The 23,541-nt window shown below is 60.3% G+C and carries 18 protein-coding genes and 1 tRNA gene; 8 read left to right on the forward strand and 11 right to left on the reverse strand.

Features of this window, described 5'->3' with window-relative positions; all coding sequences use genetic code 11:
• Nucleotides 1-195 precede the first annotated feature (195 nt).
• The 7 genes from glmM to DW123_RS02700 form a co-directional block, all read right to left on the reverse strand.
• On the reverse strand, nucleotides 196-1,527 hold the full coding sequence (glmM, locus tag DW123_RS02670; RefSeq protein ID WP_118273105.1) for a phosphoglucosamine mutase: 1,332 nt from the start codon (nucleotides 1,525-1,527) through the stop codon (nucleotides 196-198).
• A 3-nt stretch (nucleotides 1,528-1,530) separates the two neighbouring features.
• Nucleotides 1,531-3,861, reverse strand: a complete 2,331-nt coding sequence (locus tag DW123_RS02675) for a DUF4012 domain-containing protein (protein ID WP_118273106.1) — start codon at nucleotides 3,859-3,861, stop codon at nucleotides 1,531-1,533.
• Nucleotides 3,862-4,010: 149 nt separating this feature from the next.
• Nucleotides 4,011-5,033, reverse strand: a complete 1,023-nt coding sequence (locus DW123_RS02680; protein WP_199570176.1) for a DMT family transporter — start codon at nucleotides 5,031-5,033, stop codon at nucleotides 4,011-4,013.
• A 442-nt stretch (nucleotides 5,034-5,475) separates the two neighbouring features.
• Complete coding sequence (locus DW123_RS02685) at nucleotides 5,476-5,748, reverse strand: hypothetical protein (protein WP_199570175.1); 273 nt, start codon at nucleotides 5,746-5,748, stop codon at nucleotides 5,476-5,478.
• A 385-nt stretch (nucleotides 5,749-6,133) separates the two neighbouring features.
• The gene (locus DW123_RS02690; RefSeq protein WP_233540111.1) at nucleotides 6,134-7,039 is read right to left on the reverse strand and encodes a TVP38/TMEM64 family protein; all 906 of its coding nucleotides are present in this window, start codon (nucleotides 7,037-7,039) and stop codon (nucleotides 6,134-6,136) included.
• 188 nt (nucleotides 7,040-7,227) lie between these two features.
• Nucleotides 7,228-9,015, reverse strand: coding sequence for a HAMP domain-containing sensor histidine kinase (locus DW123_RS02695; RefSeq protein ID WP_233540110.1), 1,788 nt, complete (start codon nucleotides 9,013-9,015; stop codon nucleotides 7,228-7,230).
• Nucleotides 9,012-9,746, reverse strand: coding sequence for a response regulator transcription factor (locus DW123_RS02700; protein ID WP_118273107.1), 735 nt, complete (start codon nucleotides 9,744-9,746; stop codon nucleotides 9,012-9,014). Before DW123_RS02700 ends, DW123_RS02695 begins: the two co-directional genes overlap by 4 nt.
• Before the next feature lie 259 nt (nucleotides 9,747-10,005).
• Between DW123_RS02700 and DW123_RS02705 the strand changes: the two genes are divergently transcribed.
• Together DW123_RS02705 and DW123_RS02710 are read left to right on the forward strand one after the other, a co-directional pair.
• Nucleotides 10,006-10,080, forward strand: a tRNA-Val gene (locus tag DW123_RS02705).
• Nucleotides 10,081-10,482: 402 nt separating this feature from the next.
• On the forward strand, nucleotides 10,483-11,169 hold the full coding sequence (locus DW123_RS02710; protein WP_118093930.1) for a DUF5710 domain-containing protein: 687 nt from the start codon (nucleotides 10,483-10,485) through the stop codon (nucleotides 11,167-11,169).
• Between the two features lie 445 nt (nucleotides 11,170-11,614).
• Here DW123_RS02710 and DW123_RS02720 read toward each other — a convergent pair whose 3' ends face one another.
• Nucleotides 11,615-12,697, reverse strand: coding sequence for an HNH endonuclease (locus DW123_RS02720; RefSeq protein WP_117763551.1), 1,083 nt, complete (start codon nucleotides 12,695-12,697; stop codon nucleotides 11,615-11,617).
• A gap of 284 nt (nucleotides 12,698-12,981) precedes the next feature.
• On the opposite strand from DW123_RS02720, the gene DW123_RS02725 reads away from it, so the two are divergent.
• Nucleotides 12,982-13,404, forward strand: coding sequence for a hypothetical protein (locus tag DW123_RS02725; protein ID WP_117735452.1), 423 nt, complete (start codon nucleotides 12,982-12,984; stop codon nucleotides 13,402-13,404).
• Nucleotides 13,405-13,504: 100 nt separating this feature from the next.
• Here DW123_RS02725 and DW123_RS02730 read toward each other — a convergent pair whose 3' ends face one another.
• Nucleotides 13,505-14,971: an ATP-binding protein gene (locus DW123_RS02730; RefSeq protein ID WP_118273108.1), complete on the reverse strand. Its 1,467-nt coding sequence runs from the start codon at nucleotides 14,969-14,971 to the stop codon at nucleotides 13,505-13,507.
• A 569-nt stretch (nucleotides 14,972-15,540) separates the two neighbouring features.
• On the opposite strand from DW123_RS02730, the gene DW123_RS02735 reads away from it, so the two are divergent.
• The 4 genes from DW123_RS02735 (at nucleotide 15,541) to DW123_RS02750 (ending at nucleotide 20,199) form a co-directional block, all read left to right on the forward strand.
• Nucleotides 15,541-18,582, forward strand: a complete 3,042-nt coding sequence (locus DW123_RS02735; protein ID WP_118273109.1) for an insulinase family protein — start codon at nucleotides 15,541-15,543, stop codon at nucleotides 18,580-18,582.
• 313 nt (nucleotides 18,583-18,895) lie between these two features.
• A complete protein-coding gene (locus DW123_RS09845) occupies nucleotides 18,896-19,159 on the forward strand; it encodes a type II toxin-antitoxin system HicA family toxin (protein WP_117799308.1) in 264 nt (87 codons plus the stop codon).
• Complete coding sequence (locus DW123_RS02745) at nucleotides 19,152-19,481, forward strand: type II toxin-antitoxin system HicB family antitoxin (protein ID WP_022094981.1); 330 nt, start codon at nucleotides 19,152-19,154, stop codon at nucleotides 19,479-19,481. Before DW123_RS09845 ends, DW123_RS02745 begins: the two co-directional genes overlap by 8 nt.
• A gap of 121 nt (nucleotides 19,482-19,602) precedes the next feature.
• Nucleotides 19,603-20,199, forward strand: coding sequence for a 5-formyltetrahydrofolate cyclo-ligase (locus DW123_RS02750; protein WP_118273110.1), 597 nt, complete (start codon nucleotides 19,603-19,605; stop codon nucleotides 20,197-20,199).
• Between the two features lie 42 nt (nucleotides 20,200-20,241).
• On the opposite strand, the gene metA is transcribed toward DW123_RS02750, so the two are convergent.
• Nucleotides 20,242-21,168, reverse strand: coding sequence for a homoserine O-succinyltransferase (gene metA / locus DW123_RS02755; protein ID WP_118273111.1), 927 nt, complete (start codon nucleotides 21,166-21,168; stop codon nucleotides 20,242-20,244).
• 229 nt (nucleotides 21,169-21,397) lie between these two features.
• Between metA and DW123_RS02760 the strand changes: the two genes are divergently transcribed.
• The gene (locus DW123_RS02760) at nucleotides 21,398-22,375 is read left to right on the forward strand and encodes an L-lactate dehydrogenase (protein ID WP_118273112.1); all 978 of its coding nucleotides are present in this window, start codon (nucleotides 21,398-21,400) and stop codon (nucleotides 22,373-22,375) included.
• Between the two features lie 132 nt (nucleotides 22,376-22,507).
• Here the strand turns inward: DW123_RS02760 and DW123_RS02765 are convergent, their stop codons facing one another.
• The gene (locus DW123_RS02765; RefSeq protein ID WP_117735445.1) at nucleotides 22,508-23,476 is read right to left on the reverse strand and encodes an SIS domain-containing protein; all 969 of its coding nucleotides are present in this window, start codon (nucleotides 23,474-23,476) and stop codon (nucleotides 22,508-22,510) included.
• Nucleotides 23,477-23,541: the final 65 nt, after the last annotated feature.

Below are 23,541 nucleotides of genomic sequence, written 5' to 3' on the forward strand. Positions count from 1 at the left end.
GATGAGATTTAATCTCATCCGCGACCCTGTTTATTGGACATATGAGGAGCAACGTCTGTCGATATAACGCTCAGGCAATACCGAAACGGCCTTTTGAGGCAAAATTTGCTGTTACTTATTTAGTGACAGTACTCATTTTTGCTTTTTTTGGCCACATCATTTTATAACCCCCTGTCAGACAGCCCAAAAGGCGCCCTATAGAGCCTCGAGTGCGTTGGCGATGCGCTTCATGGCGGCATCGGCGGATGCCTGGTCGGGGGCTTCGGCCAAAATGCGAATCACCGACTCGGTTCCGCTCTTGCGCACGAGCACGCGTCCCTCGCCCGCCAGCGATGCCTCGGCCTCGGCGATGGCGGCCTGCACACCCATGTTGCCCAGCGCGGCGTCCTTGTCCGCCACGTGCACGGCCACCTGCGCCTGCGGCAGCAGCTTGCACGGAGCCGTGAGCTGCGAGAGGGTCTCGCGCTCGGCGCGAATCACTTCCATCACGCGCAGCGAGGTCATAATGCCGTCGCCCGTGCGCTCGATATCGCCAAAGATCGTATGGCCCGTCTGCTCGCCGCCCAGGCTGTAGCCGCCCTCGCGCATCTTGGCATACACGTGACGGTCGCCCACGCCGCTGGTCACGGCACTTAGGCCGGCAAGCTCCAGCGACTTGACCAAGCCAAAGTTGCTGGCAATCGTCGGCACCACGGTACCGCCCGAAAGGCGACCGTGCTTGTTCAGATACACGCCACACACGTACAGGATCTGGTCGCCGTCTACCACGCGACCGCGCTCGTCCACGGCCAAGCAGCGATCGGCATCGCCGTCATAGGCAAAGCCCACGTCCAGGCCCTGCTCCACCACATGACGCTGCAGGCGCTCTATATGCGTGGAGCCGCAGTCGACGTTGATGTTAAAGCCATCGGGCGCGGCGTTGATCACGCGCACGTCGGCACCGAGCGCGTCAAACACCGGCTTGGCCACCGAGGAAGCCGAGCCGTTGGCGCAGTCGATACCGATCTTGACGCCCTGCAACGAAAAGTTCGCGCTGGCGATGAGCGAAGCAATGTAGCGGTTGCGGCCCTGCATGTAGTCCACCGTGGCGCCGATGTGGTTGCCCGTGGCCAGCGGTACATCGCTCTTACCATCGATGTAGTCCTCGATGAGCTCCAGTACGTCCTCGTCCATCTTAAAACCGTCGCTATTGACGAGCTTAATGCCGTTATCGCAAAACGGGTTGTGGCTCGCGCTGATCATGATGCCGCAATCGAAGCAGCCTTCCACGGTCTGATGCGCTACGCCCGGCGTGGGGATCACGTGCAGCATATAGGCGTCCGCACCGCTCGCGACCAGGCCGCTCACCAGCGCCGCCTCGAACATATAGCTCGAGCGACGGGTGTCCTTGCCCACGATCACACGCGCCTTGCGCTCGCGGTTGGCGCCGTAATACCAGCCCACAAAACGGCCAATCTTATAAGCGTGCTCTACCGTCAGCTCAACGTTGGCCTCGCCGCGAAAGCCGTCGGTGCCAAAGTACTTCATATCTTACTTATCCTGTTCGAACGTTTGAGCGGTTGGCGTGGTACGAACCTTAAGCTCTTTGTGCCCAGAGTCCTTCGAAGTCGTGACCGTGTACTCGACCTTTACGTCTTGTCCAAGAAGCATGTGGACACCGCCCCATGCAACCTTCAGGCCATCGTGCGTCGCTTCGTTCATCTCGATAGAACCGGAGCCCGAAGTCTTAATGTCCGAAATGCTGCCTCCCGCAGGAGCATAGAGATAAAGCCTCAGCACCTCATCATCAATATCCTGGCTAATGCCGTTATGGCCCTGGAAATAACCAGGCATCTCGGCCTTCTCCTGAGGGGTCATCGTGTTCTTGAGCGAGGTGGTCACTCGATACGTCGTCGAGCCATCGGCATTTTCAACCGAAGAATCGATGGTGACTCGCTTATCGAGGAACCAATCCATCTTTGAATAGCTGTAGTTGTTCACATAGACGCCCAAAATCGGAGCCTCCGACGTATCGGTTTGGAGGGCGCCCGATATTCCAAGAGCCTTCGCGGCCTTTTCCTCGTCATCGTTTCTCGAATACATAAGGATGCGGCCCTCGGAAGCACCCTTTTCGATGGCTCCAGCAATCTTAGCAATATCGCTGGAGCCCAGTTCGTCCACGATCTTGTTAAAAGCCGATCCGGCAACCGCCGCAAAAATGGCGTCCTGTTCCTCTACCGGGTAATTCCAATAAATATCGTGCAGCAGCACCTTTGCAGCGTTGCTTCCATCAACGACGGTACCGTCAGGAAGTTGTGTGCCGCCTACAATGCCGAGCATATACTGCAAGAATACCGGATCGACTGCAAATACGCCGTCGATGTCATCTCCGACAATGGCCTTCTGCATATCGCTGGCAAGCTGTGCCGCACGCGGATAATCGGGCGTCATCGTAACGTCGCCCATCGTGTATCCGAGCGTGTTGAATCCGGTCAGGCCCCATCCGGTCGTGAACAAGTTTGCCTCTTCATCGGTGATGGGAAGCGGACTCAAAGGCTCTTTCATCATGTCGACTTTGACAAAATCGCCCAGTTCGAGCTTACCGTCAGTCACCGACATCACGCCGCGAGAACCGGGGAAACCGCCGCAGGCGCGGATCTCGACATTGCTCATCGCGAGCACAAGATAATGACGCGTCTGGCCGTTGGCGCCGAGCATCTGGGGAAGGACGGGGGCGACCTTCTCCGCCGCGTCAACCGCGCCGTTGAGGGTGGCAAAGCCGTCCTTGGCCTTATCGACCAACTCGGTCACCTGGGAAATATGAGTATCGCCAATGCCCTGGATCTTCTCGTTGACGCTCTTGAACACCTTCGAGCTATCGGAGAGCGAATCGGCGACCGCCTGCAGTGCGGACACGTTGATGGTCCCATCCTGGAACAGCTTGCCGGGCGTGGCCTGCGAAAGGTTATCGGCCATGGGAACCAGCGCGTTGCTCGAGACATCGGACAGGGCGTCGATCATGGTGCGGGCCGCATTGATATCGCTGCCATACACCGGGATAAATGAAGCCGCCGTCCACAGCGGGCTCGAGGTCTCCGCCTTCATGCTGTCGCAGAGCTCATCGATCTTCTTCGCGTCGTCAGGCAGCGTCGAAAAATCGCCCGACGTGACCTTGTCCTTAAGGCCACCGACGATCTCGACAGCCTCCTTCGCTTCGCTCTTTACGGTCTTTGCCGAGTTAAGCAGCATAAAGCCGCTTGCGCCAAGCGCAACGAGAAGCACCGCGACTACAGCGGCAATAATGGCGCCAGTGTGACGCTTTTTGCGCTCGCCCTTGCGATGGCGATGACGGACCAGACCGTCAGAGGTCGAACTCGACGAAGCGTCGCCACCGTAGTTCAAGCCAAAATCGTAATAATCTTCCTTGGAACCCGAGCCCGCAAACTCGACACCGCTATCATCCAGGCGGGCGAACGTGCCAGTCTCGGAGGCGCCGGTGTAAATCGTGCCAAGGTTACCCGTAAGCCCCACGCCACCGGAAGAGGGAGTATTGTTGGCGGCCCTGCCGGCATTAACGTTGCCGTCGGTATTCGCGGCGTTGACAGCACCTGCGTTGTTCGCAGGTGCCGAAGGAGCCCCGCTCGGCTGCGACGTGGAGGTTGCACCGCCCGCAAAGACATTCCCTCTTGCACGGCCGGTCTTTTTTGCCTTTTGAGACTGCTCGTACAGAGCGGTAAACATCGCCGTCTCGCCCGGGGACACGCGCTTACCAGAACCGCCCTGTCCAGCGCCGCCCGGCGTGCCGGCCTTACCAGCCCCGTTCGGACGCGGCGGAACTGCAGGACGGCCGCTATCGCTGCCCTTAAAGTGATTACCAGCCATAAAGAAATCCTCGCAATTGAGTCGCAATGAAAAAGTCCATAACGTTGCTAGTTTATGGCATTTTGGGCATCGACAGCTAAACTCCAGACACGGACATCAATTGGCGAAAATGTGGCACAACACCTTTTCTGTCTTGGCGGCGGCGCCAGCTACACCGTGAGGAACATCATCACGATGATCATGGCAAAGCCGATAAGGTCGGTCGGCAAAAACACCGTGCCCAGCATAACGGCGCTGGTGATGGTCGCCGAAACCGGCTCCACAGTTCCGATGAGGCTCGCACGTACCGAGCCGATGTCCTTAACGCCCTGCATATAGAGCATGTAAGCAAAAAACGAGCCGATAACCACGAACACCGCGAGCGCCTCGACGCCGGCAGCGTCGAGCGCCGGCATATGCGCCCAAGGCTGCACGAAGACACACGAGACCACGCCCGCCGTGAGCATTGCCGAGCCCGTGACGATGGGGCTGCCGTATTCGGGCAGGATCTTGGCGGGAATCACCGCCATGCATGTAGCGCTGACCGCACACATGAGACCCGCGATCAGGCCGAGCGGCGAGATATTCAGGCTGGTGGGGTCGCCACCGGTGGCGATTAAAAAGGTGCCACCCAGAGCCAGACCGATGCCGATGACTTCGCGAGTACGCGGCATGCGGCGATCGGTCACGCAGGTGTAGCCCATGATGATAACGAGCTGCAGGCACTGGAGCACCGTCGCGGTTCCGGCGTTCGTCAGACGCACGGCCGAAAGATAGCAAAACTGATTGAACAGCAGGCCAAAGGCGGTAAAGAGCAGCAGCTGCCTGCGATCGGCGGCTGTGGTCCAGAGCTTAATCAGGCGCTCGCGGTCGCGCGTAACAACCACGGCCATAAAGAGTAGACCGGCGAGAATCTGACGCACGCTCATAAGCCACAAGGTATCGACGTGGTAGGTATCGAACAGAAAGCTCGCGCTGGTGCCCGAGAAGCCCCAAAACGAACCGCCCACCAGCGTAGCCAAGACGCCCATGATCAACTTGCGCGTCGAAGCGCTGTTCAGGCGGTCGCGCCATGCACGGCGGGTGCTGCGGCTGAGCTCGTCGGTGCCCTCGGGCACATCAATGTTCGATATATCGGTCATCGGCACCGAAGCTCCTGCGCCTTCGACCTGCTCGACGCACTCTTTGCTCATTCCACTCCCCCGAAACAGCCTGGAAACAATTCGGCTTACCTTACCACGGCGAAGGCACCAGCCGGAGGCTTGTCCGCTTATCGGTAGGACAATTCCGCAGGCGTCTTTCCATAGCTCGGTACCGCAATGGCCTTGCATTATGCGACAGTCAAATCGCGGCAGCAGGCTCTTTTGAAATGGATATGACAAAGCCCCCGAATTCCACAATGCAAGGGTTGATTTCCGATCTCAGCCGAACACATTGAGCAAATAGGCCGTTCCCGCACCTAGCCGAACGCCCCCGTGGCCCCTCCTGGGGCCCGGGGGCGCCGTTTTCCCAGTTGAAGGAACGGTGGAGATGTGTTTCGATGGGTCCGGTGGCCATGCTCCGCCCGCCGCCCGGCACCTCTTCCCAGACTCAGCCGAACGGTCGGTTCCGTCTATTCCGTTTTTCCCTTTCAGGCTAGGACAGCGGGGCATCGCCCCTTTCCTCGCGCGCCCGCGCGATGAGCCCCGGCGTCAGGTCGAGCTCGCCGATGGGCACGTCCTCCACGCCGTACGCATCCAGCAGCGCCTCCGCGTCGGCGCCGGGCATCGCCCGGAAGGCGCGGGCGGGCGTCGCGAAGCCGAGCGCGCCGCGGGGCTCGGAGTTCACGTGCGACATCGCCAGCGACAGGTCCGCCGGGGCGAGCCGGTCGAACCTGAGGCCGCGGCCCTTGGGGGCTGCTCGAAGCAAAAACGAGCGACCCCGCGGACCTCGCACGCGCCGTCGAACTCATCGAGATCGGCGGCGGCATCGACGCGTGCCGTGATCTCGCACTCAAGCTCGCACAAGAGGCGCAAGACACCGGCCGCGCGCTCGCCGAGGCCGGTGTCATTTCGCACAACGCCGCTGACCTGCTCTGCTCCATGGCCGATTTTTTCATCAATCGGAGCGCATAGCGGGGTCGCAAGCGCGTAAACCCTCGAAACCTCCCCCAGCATGTGCATTTTGCTCTCGTTTCCGCAAGATTTCGATTTCAGAATGCATATGTTGGGGAGGTTTTGGATTGCTGTGGCGACCGGCGGTCCGATGTAGCCGCAAAAGGCCCATCAGCCGCCGTACATCCTCGTCGGCCGCCTCAGTTCGCCTTGGCACACAGGCGACGATACAGCAAGCCGCCCAACGCCACGCACAGCAGTGACACGGCAGCGACGACACCAACCACCAACCAGTTTCCGCTGCCCGCAGCGGATGCCGCGGCCGTCGAAGTCACAATGGAGGGAATGCGCCCAAACGTTGCGATGAGCACCACGGGGGCGAAGCGCATCTTGGTGAGGCCGGCGAAATACGTCAAGAAGTCCTTCGGGGTTCCCGGGATCAAGAAAATCACCAGCATGACCAGCTCGAGTCGCTTCGCATTATTGAGCCACGAAAACCGGTCGAGAAGGCTGCGGTCGAAGAAGAGGCCAACCAGGCTCCAGCCCCATCGACGCGTCATCCAATAAATCGCCGACGTCGCCAGCCCCGAGGCGACGAGGCACAGCGCCGTCCCCTCCCAGAAGCCAAACGCGTAACCGCTCGCCAGCTCCACAGGCTCGCCGGGCAAAAAGGCCAAGAAGATCTGGGTGACGTTGATTACAAGCATGACGAGACGACTTATCACGCTATGGTCGGCGACGAACGACCGAACCGCCTGAGGGTCTGCAAGCCATGCCAAGATCCCCGGAAGGTATTCCCAGCATGCAGTCGCGAGGATCGCGACCGAGGCCGCAAGCGCCAAAAGCACGCGACGGCGCAGGATTCGACGGCGGGCATCGAGACCATCGTCCTCTGCGACGGCCTCGGCCGACATTGCCGCAGCGGTCGCGAATGAGGGGGCGTTTGCGGTCCGCGCGCCGGCAGAAGAGGCGTCGTCCAGCGCGTCATGAGCGCCCGCGACTCGATTGCGAAGCTCGCTCAAGGCGCTTACGTCAAGACGGCGAGCAGCGCCCCCGCAAGAAACCTGACCGGAATACCCTTCGGCTTCGGGCTGCATCCTCATCATCGCGTTACCTCCTTGTGTACCTGACAAGGACAGTTTCGCAACTTGGTGTCTATGTTTTGTCTACCAGCAATGACAATTCAGTAAGCCTTACGTTAAGGTAAGCCATTCTTAAGGTAAGAGCAGGTAACTGGTTCGCCGACGGTTCGATGAGCCCGGCGACGCCCGCCCGCGTAGCGCGCGAGCCCTCGTCACAATTCCCCTGTTTCGTCCCCATCGCCGCCCATGCTAAACGTCGCCGTCACACGTGCCCCGCCGGTCGAACCATTCCCTAACTCAAGCGCTCCCCCGTGTAAACCGCACAAAATGCTCGACACATTCAAGCCCAGCCCAAAATGCTCGGCAGATTTGTTCTCGCTAAAGAACGGATCGCACCCGCGCCGCAGGGCTTCGGGCGTAAAGCCCGGACCATCATCGGCAACGCTCAGGGCCAACCTGCCCTCTCGAACAGAAATCTCAACCTCGATGACGCCCTTCGCGTGGCCGCACGCATTGCTCAAGAGGTTGTCGAGAACCTCTTCGACCAGGGGTAGATCGATGTGGGTCATGTCGGCGCGGGCGCCATCTTCACCCTCGTCGATTGCAGCCCTCAACGCGAGCCCTTCCCCGCGCGCCGCAACAACCTCGTTCGCATGCGACTCGAGCTCATCCACAAGGAATCGCGACGTCAGCGGCTTGCGGTCTACAGGCCGATCTTCGAGCTTGCTCAGCCCTCCCATCTCTGTTGCGTACCGCTCCAGACGCACCACCTGGGCCGACAGGGCATCCAACGAACCAATATCGAGCTCATCGCCGCGACGCAGGCGCATCTGCGCCATCTCGACCGTCCCCTTGAGCACCGTGATCGGCGTTCGGAGGTCGTGCGCAAACGCCGCATTGAGCTGACGCCGCCCTTCGGCGGTGCGCCATAGCTCGCGCTGGGCATCGAGCAGCGACGCCCTCATATTCTCCAGCGTCTCGGACAGGCGACCAAGTTCTTTGCCCCGCACGCGCTCGATCGAGAAATCCAAATCCTGACCGGCGATGCGCCCCGCGGCGCTCGCCAGCTCCCCCAAGGGCCCGGCGATGTGAACGCGGTAGAAGTGCTTGAACGTGAGCCGACCCAGGCCGCCGTACGCCAAAACGGGCACAAGCCCCGTCGCAAGCGTGAGGACCCAGGGCATCGGACCATCGGGAGGCGGTGAAGCCGCATAATAGGCAGTGTTCGAGACGAGCCCTTCGCCAAACGTCTCCTCAAGATCGGCTCCCGTCATGTTTTCAAACAGCTCCACGCTCTGCGCGCGGCCCGCGCGGCTCAACGCGTCATAGCGGGCGAGGTTCTCCGCCGGAATCGTGCTGTTCACCTCGAGGATCTCCTCCTGCGGATAACCCTCGTTGTAATTGAGCCCCCAGTCGTAGAGGTGCACCTGGCCGCTACGAACCATGTCGACGGTCGCGTACAGCGTGCTGATGGTGCGCCCGCCCTCCGGCACGTAATCGCTACCAGTCCCCCAATCGCCCGTCGCAATGAAGACCGCGTACGGCCCATCGCCTGGCAAGTTGAGCTCGGATGCGGGAAGCAGCTGCTGAGAGGTGGGGTCGTAGATGTATGGGCCCGAATCGATCACGCCGTGCTCGGTCAAACCGTTATCGAGCGTCACCTCAAGTTCGTAATATCCATTATTCCAAGCCGCGAGCACCTCGATGGCACTCAGCGCAAGCACCGTGGCCACAACAAGATAGGCGACCAGATACGCCGTGAAGATCACGCCCAACGGCCGCAGGCTCCACCAGGTACGCAGGCGCTCTTTTCGCGGCAGACGTTTCAGCTGTTCGCGCTCAAGCTCGCGGGCCGCGCGTCGCTCGGCGCGGCGAGCTGCGCGGCGGTCGCGCCTGCGGACAGAACCGCCATTGTCCCGACAACCGTCCTCGCAAGCGACAACTCGGCCGTCTTCGTGAGGCGCATGGCGCCCGCGTGGGCCCTTACCAAAACCTGTCACTTTGCCACCCACTTGTAGCCCACGCCCCATACCGTTGCGATCGGATCGTCCGCGATCCCCGCCGACGTAAACTTGTTGCGAATGCGGCGGATGTGCTCGCGCACCTGCGACGGGTCACCCGCGGCGTCCCATCCCCACACGCGCTCGTAAATCACATCGCGGTCAAACACCTGGCCAGGGCGCTTGCTCAACAGGGCGATGATGTCGAACTCGAGCTTGGTCAAGTCGACGGTCACCGCGTTCGAATCGCCCCCGGCGGACGAATCCCGATTACCACCCGCACCGTGAACCTCAACGATGCGTTGAGCGTAATCGATGGTCATCTCGCCAAAAAAGCGGACGGCGCCGTCGCTTTGCCGATCGCGAGTCCTTCCCTCGCGCGCCATGTGCGCCGCCACGCGACGACCCAGGACCTCGAGAGAAAAAGGCTTGAGCACGTAGTCGTCGGCACCCGCCGCAAAACCATCAAGCTGGTCCATATCCTCAACGCGCGCCGTTAGAAAGATGATCGGGCAGCTCACATGCTTCCGCACGCGGCGGCAGACCTCGAAGCCGTCCATCCCCGGCATGTTTACATCGAGCAGCATGATATCGGGGGCGGGGCCAGAAGAAGCCGCCGCCAGGGCCGACGGCCCGTCATGGGCAACCGAAACCTCGTAGCCCTCCATGCAGAAAAACTCCGCGAGCATATTTGCGATATCAGCCTCATCATCTACGACCAGCATGTTCATTGTCGGCCCCCATACTACTCAAACAACGGCACACGCCTCGTGCAATCGTGCGCAAGACGGCGAAGCCAGCACATACTTCCCTGAAACCTTGCCACAAATCTGTCTACGCTTTGTCGATAATTTGACCGCAAACGGTCACCTGCAGGCGGCGAGCGGCTTTTTCTCACCAGACCACAATGCAAGCGATTTTTAAAAATGTTCTTGCCACCGAGTTCAGGCTCCGTTATATTATCCCTTGCGCACTTGCGCACCCTTGATAGGGCGTTTAGCTCAGGGGGAGAGCGCTTCCCTGACACGGAAGAGGTCAGAAGTTCAAATCTTCTAACGCCCACCAAATGTTCACAGCTCAGAGGCTATGTCTCTGGGCTGTTTTGTTTTATGTCGCCAAATCCGCTGGCAGCTCCAACCATCATCGCAACGTAGCATCAATTCACCTGACGAATGGCTGCCAAATAAATTCAATACCCCAACATCAACAATAGCCAGGCACAAAACTGCGCCGCAAACTGCTCCAACCGCTCAAACAACCACCCTGCCCATGCACAAAACCGCGTCAGCAACCCAAGTGCCTATCCCGGCTGACTCCGCAGTCAATCAAAACCGCCCCAATAGCCACCGAGGCCGAGACCAACGCGTCTCGAACCCATCCGAACCGCAACTTCTCAGCAAAACGCCGCGATGTCTGCGCTCTGCGGTATCCTTGAGCCACTTGCACCTGCAGCACCAAGGAGCCGCCATGCGCACCGAGCTCGATGTTCCCTTTTCGCACAAAGAAGAAGCCAAGGCGCTGGGCGCCAAATGGGACCGAACCAAGAAGATCTGGTATGTACCTAGCGGCGTCAACCCCGAACCCTTTGCCGAGTGGCTGCCCGGTGTTGACCGATCCGACCTCTCGGCGCCGTATATATATCTAGTACTGGGCAAGCGCGAGTGCTGGAAGTGTCACAAAGAGACCTCGGTCGCGGCCTTCGGCATTCCCTATCGAACCGATAACGACGAGAGCATCGCCATCGCGCACGCACCCAACGAAGCCGGGCACATTGCCATCGACACGGCCAACGCCAACGCACTCGCCATCGTGCCCGCTCTTGGCTGCGCGCCGGGCGAGATCCGCGACTACCTTCATAAGCGCTGCGGCTACAAGCCCGTGGGCGCGCGAGCCTCCAAAGCCCCGTCGCTCGGCAACACGTGCACCAGTTGCGATGCGCTGCAAGGCAGCCGCTATCTGTTCGAGGAGCCCTCATCCCCGTTTGCCCTCACTGCCATCAACAAGCTGCCGGCACTGGAGTTTGTGCGCGTCGAAGTTGCCGGCGTCTTTGGCGTCCCGGCTACGCGCACTGACTTTGACCAGGCGCTCTTTACCTGGGCACGTGACCATCACGCCGAGTTCCACAAGCAACTCGGTGAGGGGATTTATTTGTAGGGACGGAGAGGCCTTCACAGCCAGCTCCTCCGCATCACCTATCCCTCGTCGCCGGCGTCGTACACGATATCGAGGCCACAAACAGGGCATTTCTCCGGGTACACCGGCATATGAACGCCTGTCCGTTTTCTCACTTCGTCGCTGAGTCTGTCGCGCGCATCGATGAACCGAATGTCGAGACACGGTATTTGCGAGCCGCAACAAGGACAGGCGACGACAAACGACCCGCAATCAACTTCTACGCTCGGAAACATATTGTTGTCGATAAGGGCACGCGGCAGTTTTCCGTACTTCCCCATCACGACATCGCCTCGCCAGCTCACGCTCGCTCCCTTCCCGTAATTGAAACCAGGAAGAGCATGCACCAGCAAGTGCGCGCGAAATTGCATCGCCACGCGATCCGATCAAACAACACGATCTTAAAAGACCACCAAAGCCAAATACGCTAATACGGCAGAATCCCCGCCTTTTCACGCTTCTTTTCCGAGCGATCGAACTCAATGCGATGGGCCTCAAGAAACGCCGTATTGGGTCGCCACTGACGCTCATTCGGCTGCCTTAGCGTCGCACCTGCAAAGGAAGCGTAGTCGGTCTTATCCAGCAGGTACGATCCGCACAGCCGATATTCACCGCAAACAGGCTCAAACGAAATCAGATGAGCATCAAATAGGGAATGTAAGTCGCGCCGAAGCAGAATGCCATTGCTGGCAACTTGCGATTTAGGGCCCGAGTAATTCTCGATATGTGCAGCCTCCAGAGCTTCGCTGACGCCGCAGTCCGACACCGCGCAACGGCCGTCATAGGCGGCAACGAGCTGCTTGCGGAACCATTGTTGCCCCAGTCGCTCGCGCCTTAACGCATAGCGAACTTTTTCGTCATCGGTCGCATCCCGTCCGGCAAACTCAATGTCGACTGGCATGTGCTTCAGATAGCTCATGTCGGACGCAAAACGAGGGTCAGGCCCGCCTTTATGAACGGGACCATGCAGAACAAACCAGCCGTTTTCGGGCTCGAACCGTTCAACAAACGCAAGGCCAAGCACCTTATAGCCCACCTCAGTTGCAAATATGACTCCAACTGGAACGCCACATTCCATGCAGTTGAGCATTTTCCGGTTATAGTCTTGGTCTCGAGAACCAACGGTGCCCGGCGCTTGAACCGAATACTTAATGACCCACGTGCCGTCATCCAAATAGAGCGGAGGAACATCGGTATAGAAACTCTTTTTAGAGTTATGAACCGAGAGCGCAAAGATCTTATCGGGATCTTGCTTCACCCGATCCTGGCCCGGCCAGAAGATCCCTGAATCCCGCGTTACGGGAAAGAAGTCCGAGCCAATTCTCAAACGATACTGATACTGAGGGCTATCTTCCTTGGTGTGGTGCGGAAGGCTGGTCCAAACGCCGCCGCGCTGTTCCTCACCCAGAAACCACTCCCATGCCTCAACGTATTCGGAAGGCACGAGACTGCAGGCGCGGTCATAGCTTGGTCCATCCATCAACGGAACAGCAAGGTCAATGTCGTTCATCGCCAGCACCTACAACCATACGAACGCGAATCATGCCCCTCAATAATATGGCCGAGAGTCAATTATTACGAGGTCTCATTCCGCGATCGGCACGTCGTTGATGCTCTCGGTTTGCCGCTGGCGCGCTTGTACCCCGCTGTCCCACTTCCCTGTATACTGATGTAGCACGTGTTTCATCCGGGCTTGTTGGACCGGGTCGTTCATGGGAGGGCCTTATAGCTGCTTCGAATCCGCCTAAGGGGAGCGTTTCTTCTTCGTCCATCAAGCCGGTTACACGCAAGGCCGTGCGCTGCCAGCGCGAGGTCGCCTGGCTTGTCACGCAGGCAGCAGGCAGACTCGTGGCGAGCACGGAGGACGTCAATGCTCCCACACCGAGCTTTGTGCTGGCAGCGGCGCTGGATCGAGTACGCCAGCTGGAACTCGTCGCACAAGAAGACGGCAGCCATCTTGGCTACCAGGACGCTATGGCGCCCGACCTGTTGACCTTTTGTCGCATGACCAAATTGCCCGCCGCACCCAATGCGCTTTCGGACGCAGGCTACATGTTTACGCTTTCGGGCGCGGACCTTATCCGCGACATCTATGCATACTGCAGCGAGCTCGCCGAGCGCAGCGTCTTTGGCACGGCTGAAGTCAAACCGGGATATGTCATCAAGCTGGTTCTTAGGCTGTTCTTGATGGACGGGTTCGGGGCCATGCCGGCGTAAGCCGAGTCTTTAGCATCACCGTCGACTGGGCAACAACCGCTTTACCTTAATGGACGCCAATCGAGAGTCGATTATTGGGTCGCCTCGTCCACTAACGCATCTATCCCACGCGCTCCGACAGTCGATACTTGCGGTTGCGGCTCGTCGCCGGCGCCGTGGGCTCAAGCTCGCCTTGAGCAATGAGCGCGTTGACGCGCGACCTAACCTGGGAAATTGTGAGCCCTGTGTGCTCTGCCAGCTCGCGCGTCCCCAGCTCGCCGTAGTGTTTGAGTGCCGTCACAATTAAGCCCCCGCCATGATCGACCGGCTCGATCTTTGAACGGTAAAGTACGACCTTGAACCGATCGAATCCCGGGCAGAACAGGGGCTCGGCCAGACCATGCGCGCGCATGGCATCGATCATCATCGGGATGCCCGAGCCATTGCCCTCAGCCGGCGAACCTGCGCCATCCGGCAACGGGACAATCGACATGAGCTTCACAAGCGTCGCGTTACGGCATCGGGAGCTGCCGTCAAACAAGTTCTCGCGAGTCTTTCCCCCGTAAAGGCCGCCAGGATTCGTCACCTCGACACGATCATCAAAGACGTCGACGGCAATCGATTGTCCACAGAACCGATCCCCGTATTCCCTGTGGATAACCGCGTTGGCGACTGCCTCGCGCAGGACCTCCTCGGGAATCTCCAGCGAGTCGATACGCGAGATGCCTTGGACGGTCGAGGTGCGGCGCAGGTTTTTGGCGACAGCCGCGACGGCATCCGAGATCATTTCGCCCAACGTTCCCTCGCAGATCGTACGGTCCATGAACCTCAACGACCCCGCCGCGCCCTTCTGCGTTCCGGCATAGACCGCCACATCGATAAAGAGCTTGGGATAGAACTGCTGAGGATAGGCACCCGCGGCCAGGAGCCCGGCCTTAGTAACATTGCCCTGGGAGTCGAGGAAATTCAGGCGCTCCAGCTTCGTTTTCTTGTCCGGCGCGCCGCGCATTGCACGGGGTGTCAGCGAGAAAGCACGCTCTATCGTGCGGTCGACCAGGGCCTCGTCAAGATCGCCTGCGACCGCGCCGGGTACTGCATCGCGATCACTGGGGCTCGTCCGTTCATACGATGACAAGGACAGGACCTCAGTCGACGAAAGCGGGACATCTTTGTCATCGATGCGTTTGTAGCTGCCGCCTTGAGCGCCCCGCTCTATGACATAACAAGGCTTGCTCGACGGGTCGAGCTCCTCAATCGCGATGACCAGAACCACGGTGCCCTGAAGCTCCACGCGTTCAATGGTGTATTTGGGCGGATTGGCCAGTTTTCCGCGGCCGCCGGCATCACCCATGCCCGCTACGAATTGGTTGAGCACCTTCTCGGTCTCAAAGTTCTCAACCGGGACAAAGCCCGCGCGCTCGCTCACGCCGAGCACGATAATTCCGCCAGCGGTATTCGCGAATGCACTAACCGTTTCCCATACGTCGCGGGAAAGCGTCGTGGCGCTCTCCTTGACCTCGACGTTAAGATCGTCCGAGCCCATGCGCCTTAAAGACTCGAGCAGACCGGTCAGCTCGTTTTCGTTCATCTGCATGTCCTTTCGCTCGGCCCGGCGGAGAATGCCACGAATAGATTACCTTCGTCTCTCAGTTATCTCTCGTAATTATCTCTCATCTTTCTGCTATCTCTCATATTAGAGATAAGTGAGAGATGAAAGAAAAGATGTCTGTCATCTGTTTCATTTAAACATGTTTTTGCTGGTAGAACAATCAGTATTGAGAAAATACCATGATTGCTTGTCTCCTTGCTGCTCAGTTATCTCTCATATTTATCTCTCACCTTTCTGTTATCTCTCGTATTAGAGACGAATGAGATATGAGAGATGTGTGGGCGGCGGATGAGCGTGGATTTTGGACGATCGGGAAATGAGGGTGGGTATTTGGACGGTTTTTGGGCGTTTTGAGGCTGATTCCGTCCGAAAATCCACTCTCATTCGATAGGCGTCCAAATTTCCACGCTCGCGCGGCGGTCACGCGGGGCCTTTACCCAATCCGCCGGTATCGCCTTCAGTTCGCTGCAGAACCGCGGCCCCATATGGGTATACTCTCGAGGATTCGACTCGATTCGCCCCCGCTGGGGCGTCAAAGGAGGCTGCATATGCCCACCACCTCAACCGACTCGCGCGCCGCTGCCGCCGCGCTGCTGGCACCCGGTACCACCTGCCACGGTTTTGCCGTCGAGCGCTGCGAGACCGTGCCCGAGCTCGACTCGGATGCCTACGTGCTTCGCCACACCGCCTCGGGCGCTCGCCTGCTGTACCTGGCGTGCGACGACGAAAACAAGGCTTTTGCCATTGGCTTTAAGACGCCGCCGGCCGATTCCACCGGTGTGTTCCATATTCTTGAGCACTCGGTGCTGTGCGGATCGGCCAAGTTCCCCGTCAAGGAGCCGTTTGTCGATCTGATCAAGAGCTCCATGCAGACGTTCCTCAACGCCATGACCTACCCCGACAAGACCATCTACCCTGTTGCCACCACCAACGAGCAGGACCTGTACAACCTGATGGACGTGTACCTGGACGCAGTGTTCAACCCGGCTATCTATACCAAGCCCACCATTTTTGAGCAGGAGGGCTGGCACTACGAGCTGGACCTGCCGGAGGGCGCCGAAGGCGAGGGCGACGCCGCGAGCCTGCGCGAGGGCACGCTGTGCTATAACGGCGTGGTGTTCAACGAGATGAAGGGCGCACTGTCCGACCCCATGAGTGTGCTGGACGACGCCGTCAACGCCGCGCTCTATCCCGACACCGCCTATGCGCACGAGAGCGGCGGCGACCCGCGCGCGATTCCGGCGCTCACCTACGAGCAGTTCCTGGACACGCACGCGCGCCACTACAACCCTTCCAACTCCTACATCACGCTCTACGGCGACCTGGACGTGGACCGCGCGCTGGCCTTTTTGGACGAGCGCTATTTGTCGCAGTCGAGCGCTGCGAGCCGCCGCATGGACGCAGCCGTCGCCGCCGGCGAGGACCCGTCCACGCTGGCGCCCAATCCGCTGGGCGTGCAGGCGCCCGTGACCTGCGAGTATAAGTGCGTCGAGATGGCAACCACGCCCGAGAACGCCCTGGTGGGCTTGGGCTTTGTGCTGGGTAGCGCGCTCGATCGCAAGCGCACGATCGCTGCGGATATCTTGTTCGAGGCGCTGCTGGGTTCCAACGAAGCGCCGGTTAAGAAGGCCATTCTGGCCGCCGGCGTGGGCGGCAACGTGGTGAGCTACACCGCGGCCGAAAGCCTGCAGCCCTACGAGCTCATCATGCTGCAAAACGCGCAGCCTGGTGTGGCGCGCGAGCTGTGCCGCGTGTTCCAAGACGCCTGCCGCGACCTGTGCAAGCACGGCGTTCCGCGCGAGCGCCTGGAAGCCATCATCAGCAGCAACGAATACGACCTGCGCCAGCGTGATTACGGCATCGCCGACGGCGTGGCCATTGCGTGCGACGCGCTGAGCACCTGGCTCTACGATGACAACGCCGCGACGCTGGCGCTCAAGTACGGTCCGGTGTACGAGGAGCTGCGCGGCGAGCTGGACGGTAACTACTTTGAGGACCTGCTGCGCGAGCTGGTGCTGGAAAACGACCACATGGCGCTCGTCGAGCTGGTGCCGGTGGACGCCGGCTCCGGTTCGGAGAGCGCCGAGGGCGCTGGGCTGGCAGCCAAGCGCGATGCCATGACCGATACCGAGCTGGCCGACGTGGTCGAGCGCACGGCCGCGCTGCGTGCCGCGCAGGAGGCCGAGGACACGCCCGAAGCCAAGGCCACGCTGCCGCGCCTGCGCGTGTCCGACATTGGCGAGGCACGCCCCGAGCCGCCGCTGGTCGTGGACACGACCGCACCCATCCCCTGCTTGCGCCACGACATCCCCACCAACCGCCTGGCCTACGCCATGCAGTATTTCGACCTGGGATGCGTCGCGTTTGAGGACCTGCCCTACGTGACCCTGCTCTGCCGCCTGCTCAAGCAGCTGCCCACGAGCGAGCACTCGGCCAAGGAGCTCGATAATCTCATCGCCGGCAAGCTGGGCTTTTTGAGCTTTACGACCGAGGTCATGACGCAGCCCGACGTGGACGGCGTGCGCCCCTACCTGCTGGTGAGCGCCGGCGCCCTGTCCGAGAAGATCGATGCGCTGGCAAACCTGCCGCGCGAGGTGTGGTCGAGCACGCTGCTGCTCGATGCCGACGCCGATCGCGTGCGCGACGTGCTCACGCAGATTCGCATTGGGCTTGAGCAGGGCTTTATCAACAACGGCCACTCGGCAGCACTCGGTCGCGCGATGAGTTACAGCTCGCCTTCGGCCGTGGTGCGCGAACAGCTCTCGGGCGTGGACTTCTACCTGTTCTTGCGTGATCTGCTCGAACACTTTGACGAGCGCTTGGATAGCCTGCGCGCCAAGCTTGCCGAGCTGGCGGGCCGCATCTTTGTGGCCGATGGCTGCCTGGCGAGCTTTACCGGCAGCGATGAAGACTTTAACGCGTACTGGGCCGCCGCGGGCGACCTGGGGTTGAGCGCGGACGCTGGCGACGGCGCTGCCGGCCGCGACGCGCTCGTGGTGCCGGTGCCGCGCGACCGCCACGAGGCCTTTGTCATCCCCAGCGACATCTGCTTTGCGGCAAGCGCATGCGACCCGCGCCGTCTGGGCATCGACGTGACGGGCGCCTGGGCGGTTGCCGCCAACGCGCTCTCCTACGATTACCTGTGGAACGAGATCCGCGTAAAGGGCGGCGCGTACGGCTGCGGATTCCGCGCGGCCGGCGAGCGCCAGGCGGCGTTCTACACCTACCGCGACCCGGCAATCGATCCCTCGATTGAGCGCGTGGCGCGCGCGGGCGAATGGCTCGGCAACTTTGAACCCGACGAGTCCGCCTTTGAGGGCTTTATCGTGAGCTGCGTGAGCGGCATGGACGCGCCGGTGAAGCCCTACGCGCTCACCAAGCGCCGCAACACGACTTACCTGGCCGGCCTCGATCCCGACGCGCGCGAGAAGCGCCGCGCCCAGATGCTCGCCGCCACGCCCGGTGAGCTGCGCTCGCTCGGCACCGACGTGACACGCATCGCAGCCGAGTCGCCGACCTGCGTCTTTGGCGGCCGAGACGTCATCGCCAAGAGCAACGCCGACTTCAACGTAGTCGACCTTCTGGCCTAACCACCAAAGGTAGATTTTTGGGACATGTCTGAAAATCTACCTTTTTTCTGCGGTTTGAGCGGGGCGGCGCAGCCCACCGCGGCGGTTTGTCTCAATCTGTAACATCTAGGTCCAATTTTGCCGAGTTACTGTTACGGATTGAGACAAACCGCCGCAGACGCCCACTCCACAGCACAGACCACCACAAAGGTGCCTGTCTCCTTCCTCAGTTGTGATTCGAACACTTGTTCTATACGCACACATGTTCTATAGTAGAGGTGCTTGCATCAAACTGAAATTGCAACTAGAATATAGTTGCAGAATGTGAGGCGGGATGACTCGATCCGATAAACTCATCGCCCAGCTGCTTAGCTGTCCTTCAACGTATAGATTCGCTGACTTTCTTAAAGTTATAGCTTCATATGGCTTTGAAATGGACAGCAAAGGCAAGACATCCGGATCGCGCGTTCGCTTCTACAGGCCATCAGATGGCAGGATGTTCGTAATGCACACGCCTCATCCATCTGACGAATTGACAGCGGGGACCATTCGAAACATAGTTCGCTTTCTGCAAGATGTCGGAGGTAGTCATGAGTAACGTTTTGGCATACAAGGGTTATTTCGCCCCGGTCGAGTTCGATGCCGAACAGCATGTGCTAACAGGTATGGTCGCCGGCATTAGGGACGCAATCGTATTTGAAGGCTCCACGGCTGAAGAAGTGGAGCAATGCTTCCACGACGCCGTCGACGATTACCTTGAGTTTTGCGCCGAGAAGGGCAAGGAACCCGAGCGGGCTTTTAAGGGCTCGTTCAACGTAAGAACGGGCTCTGAGCTCCACAAGCAAGCAGCGCTGGCGGCGGCAAAGAAGGGTGAGTCACTCAATAAGTTTGTGACTGAAGCGATCGCTGCGGCGCTGTGAAGCCAACGTCGAGTCGAAGCCGCCACAAAGGGCGCCTTTGCGGCGGCTTCGACGTTTGCCCAGATAAAACCTGCCAAAATTAACCTGTCCCTTTTTGGCAGGTTTGGGAGAGGAGGCTGGGATGGATAAGGCTGAGTTGCGACGGGCGGTGATTGCCCGGCGCGATGCTCTTGATTTGGATGTGCGTGCGGCAAAGTCCGCCGTTATCTGTACGCAGCTGGTTGAGCTGTTGGATCGCTCGGATGCCGCGGTGCCGCACACCGTTGCCATCTATGCCGCGATGGGTTCCGAGGTCAATCCTGCCGCGTTTGCCGCTGCGGTCGCCGCGCGCGGCTGGCGCGTGGCCTATCCGTGCATGCTCTCGGCAATTGATACCGCAGCTTGTGGCCAGCGCATGTGCATGCGAGCAGTTGCCGCCGACGATGCGTTCGCGGCTCCGTTTACCGCCCACCCCGCGCGGGCCTTCGCGGCCACGGACATCGACAGCGACCGCTTCCCCATCGTGCCTGCCGAAGCACTCGACATGATTGTTGTGCCGCTCGTGGCCTTCGATCAAACCGGCGCGCGTCTGGGCTACGGCGGCGGTTGCTACGACCGCTACCTGCCCATGCTCTCACCCACATGCCAAATCATCGGCATCGCCTTTGACGAACAACGCATCAACCACGTCCCCACCTATGCCCACGACCTGCCGCTGCCCAACATCATCAGCGCCTAATCGCCGCCACATCAGCCACGGCTACAGCAGTACCATCGCAGTCTAGTGCTCCTCGCCGGCGCGGGCCAGGTCGTAGGGCGTGGTCTGGTAGACGTAGTAGTTGAGCCAGTTGGTGTAAAACAGCTGAGCCTGGCTGCGCCAGACGTTGCGCGGCTCGGCGGTGGGGTCGTCGCCCGGGAAGTAATGTGCCGGCACCTCGGGATCAAGCCCGCGCTTCACGTCGCGCTCGTACTCCAGGCGCAGCGTGTCGGTATCGTACTCGGGGTGGCCAAATACAAAGAAGCGGCGACTGTCGGTCGACTTGACGATGTACAGGCCCACCTCGTCGGACACGGCAACGACCTCGAGCTGCGGCTCGGCTTCCACGTCCTCGCGGCGCACATCGGTATTGCGCGAATGCACGGCATAGAAACGGTCGTCAAAGCCGCGGACCAGCGGACTCTGCGGCTTCACCAGATAATGCTCAAAGACGCCGCTCGCCTTTGCCGGCAGATCGTGCTTCTGGATACCGTAATGATGGTAGAGCCCCGCCTGTGCGCCCCAGCAAATGTGCAGCGTAGAGTGCACGTGCGTGGTAGACCAATCCATGATCTGGCAGAGCTCGGGCCAGTAGTCGACCTCTTCGAACGGCATCTGCTCCACCGGCGCGCCCGTGATGATCAGGCCGTCGTAGTGGATATCGCGGATGTCGTCGAACGTGCGGTAGAACATCTCCAGGTGGCTGGCGCTCACGTGCGTGGCCTCGTGCGTCTTGGTGCGCAGCAGGTCCACCTCCACCTGCAGCGGCGTATTGGAGAGCTTGCGCATGATCTGCGTCTCGGTGGCGATTTTGGTGGGCATGAGGTTGAGGATGAGCACGCGCAGCGGACGGATGTCCTGGTGCAGCGCGCGGTACTCGGTCATGACAAAGATGTTCTCACTCTCGAGCTGCGCGGCGGCAGGGAGGGCGTCGGGAATGCGAATGGGCATGGAAGCTCCTAACGAGTCAGTTGCAGCTATGGTACAACGAGCGACCCCATCCGCGCGAGCACATCGCCCAGCGGTAGATTTTCGGGTAGGTCCCAAAAATCTACCCTCCAACGCTGCAAAAGTAGAAATTAAGGCATGTCCCAAAAATCTACGGCACTTTAGTCTAGCAAAGTGACGCCAGGACGCTACAATGGTTCGACGCGAAAAACTCGGCCGGAAGGATACGTATATGTACCAGACGCGTAAGATCGGTGTGGTCGGCCAGGGCCACGTAGGAGCACACGTTGCCAACAGCCTGCTTATGCAGGGCATTGCCGACGAGCTTTACCTGTGCGATAGCAACGAGGCCAAGGTGACGTCCGAGGTCCAGGACCTGCGCGACTCCCTTTCGTTTGTCCCGTACAACACCAAGATCGTCAACTGCTACGACCACTACGAGGAGCTGGCCTGCTGCGACGTCATCGTCAATGCCGCCGGCAAGGTCGCGCTGGCCGCTGGCAGCCGCGACGGCGAGCTGTTCTTTACCACCGACGCCGCGCGCACCTTTGCCAAGCGCATCGTCGACGCCGGTTTCGATGGCATCTTCGTCTCCATCTCCAACCCCTGCGACGTCGTGTGCACCGAGCTGTGGCACCTGACCGGCTACGATCCCAAGAAGATCATCGGCTCGGGCTGCGGCCTGGATTCCGCCCGCCTGCGCACCGAGATCTCCAAGAAGATCGGCGTGAGCCCCAAGTCCATCGACGCCTACATGATCGGCGAGCACGGCTTTAGCCAGCTTGCCGCCTTTAAAGCCGCGACCATCGCCGGCAAGAGCCTCAACGAGCTTCAGGCCGAGAACCCCGACAAGTACGCCTTCGACCACATGGAGGTCGAGGAGCTCGCGCGCAAGGGCGGCTATGTGACCTACGCCGGCAAGCAGTGCACCGAGTACGCCGTCGCCAACTCCGCCGCGCGCGTCTGCGCCGCCGTGCTGCACAACGAGCACGCCGTGCTTTCGGCCTCTACGCTTATGACCGGCCAGTATGGCGAGGAAGGCATCTTTACCTCCCTGCCGTGCGTGATCGGTGCCGAGGGCGTCGAGGAGGTCTACACGCTCGACCTTTCCGAGCACGAGCTCGAAGGCTTCCACAAGAGCTGCCAGCACATCCGTGACAACATTGCCCAGCTCGACTGGTGGGATGCCGAGGCCTACGACGCCAAGTAGGTCGTCGGTTGACGCGATACCCCCCACGCATGGACGCAATGCAGAGCGGGCCGCGCCGGAAATCCCCGGTGCGGCCCGCTATTTACGCACGCTGTTCGCTTGCGAATCGAAGGTGAATACTTTTCCCGGTACCTAGTACTGCTCGACACCCATATAGCGACGAACCTCGGGGCTGTGGTCGAACACCTTGCCGCGGGCGGCGCGCAGCTCGCAGCTCATCGCGTAGAAGAAGATCGGCTCCAGGAACGAACGCACGCTGGCCGGCACCTCGCCCACGCCGTACTCGAGCGCATCGAGCACCATGACCGTATCGGTATGCGTGTTGAGGAATGCGAGCGCGCGCTCCTCCATGGGACGGCACTCGCCCGATCCGAGCTGCACAAAGTAGAACACGCCGGGCTCGGTGGCCTCGAAGGGGCCGTGGAAGTACTCGCCGGAGTGGATGTAGCAGCAGTGCTGCCACTGCATCTCCATGAGCGAGCAGATGGCCATAGCGTAGGTCTGGCTAAAGTTGGGGCCGGAGCCCAGGATGTAGAAGAACTTGTGCTGCTGGCAGAGCTCGGCAAAGCGGTCGCCCAGCTCCGCGTTGACCTTCTCGCGGGCGGCGGGCAGCAGCGCGTCCATCTGCTTAAGGCCGGCATACATGTCGGCGAGCGCCTCGTAGCCTTCCTGCTGATCGAGCAGCTCGGCAGCCATCAGAACGCCGATGCCCTGCGGGACCTCGGCCTGCGACTCGCCCTTGCCCCACGGATAGACCCAGGTGGTCCACTTGCCGTTGTCGATCTTGGAACCCGCATAGTCGGTCATAGCCACGACCTCGGCACCGGCAGCCAGCGCCATCTCGCAACCGTCGACGACCTCCTGCGTGTTGCCGCTGTGGCTGCAGGCGACGACGAGCGACTTCGGCCCCAGGCTCTTGGGGGCCATCAGGCAAAACTCGCGCGCGGTGTAGACCGTCGAGGCAAACGTGGTGGCCTCGCGCTTGAGCAGCTCGTTGGCCGGCATCAGGTCGATCATCGAACCGCCACAGGCGATCCAAAAGACGTTCTCGATCTTACCCTTGCGCTCGATAATTTCCTGAATCAGATCGTGTGCGTTCACCGTGACGCTCCTCCTTGTGTGGCGGCTTTGAACGACGATAGCTCGTACCTGCGATCGTTCTATGT

This window comes from Collinsella sp. AM10-26 (assembly GCF_003472525.1).
GTDB lineage: Bacteria > Actinomycetota > Coriobacteriia > Coriobacteriales > Coriobacteriaceae > Collinsella.

Coding starts and splice junctions, on each gene's coding strand:
- glmM (WP_118273105.1), bottom strand. CDS start 1,527: ATGAAGTACTTTGGCACCGACGGCTTTCGCGGCGAGGCCAACGTTGAG.
- DW123_RS02675 (WP_118273106.1), bottom strand. CDS start 3,861: ATGGCTGGTAATCACTTTAAGGGCAGCGATAGCGGCCGTCCTGCAGTT.
- DW123_RS02680 (WP_199570176.1), bottom strand. CDS start 5,033: ATGAGCAAAGAGTGCGTCGAGCAGGTCGAAGGCGCAGGAGCTTCGGTG.
- DW123_RS02690 (WP_233540111.1), bottom strand. CDS start 7,039: ATGATGAGGATGCAGCCCGAAGCCGAAGGGTATTCCGGTCAGGTTTCT.
- DW123_RS02700 (WP_118273107.1), bottom strand. CDS start 9,746: ATGAACATGCTGGTCGTAGATGATGAGGCTGATATCGCAAATATGCTC.
- DW123_RS02710 (WP_118093930.1), top strand. CDS start 10,483: ATGCGCACCGAGCTCGATGTTCCCTTTTCGCACAAAGAAGAAGCCAAG.
- DW123_RS02720 (WP_117763551.1), bottom strand. CDS start 12,697: ATGAACGACATTGACCTTGCTGTTCCGTTGATGGATGGACCAAGCTAT.
- DW123_RS02730 (WP_118273108.1), bottom strand. CDS start 14,971: ATGAACGAAAACGAGCTGACCGGTCTGCTCGAGTCTTTAAGGCGCATG.
- DW123_RS02735 (WP_118273109.1), top strand. CDS start 15,541: ATGCCCACCACCTCAACCGACTCGCGCGCCGCTGCCGCCGCGCTGCTG.
- DW123_RS09845 (WP_117799308.1), top strand. CDS start 18,896: ATGACTCGATCCGATAAACTCATCGCCCAGCTGCTTAGCTGTCCTTCA.
- DW123_RS02745 (WP_022094981.1), top strand. CDS start 19,152: ATGAGTAACGTTTTGGCATACAAGGGTTATTTCGCCCCGGTCGAGTTC.
- DW123_RS02750 (WP_118273110.1), top strand. CDS start 19,603: ATGGATAAGGCTGAGTTGCGACGGGCGGTGATTGCCCGGCGCGATGCT.
- metA (WP_118273111.1), bottom strand. CDS start 21,168: ATGCCCATTCGCATTCCCGACGCCCTCCCTGCCGCCGCGCAGCTCGAG.
- DW123_RS02760 (WP_118273112.1), top strand. CDS start 21,398: ATGTACCAGACGCGTAAGATCGGTGTGGTCGGCCAGGGCCACGTAGGA.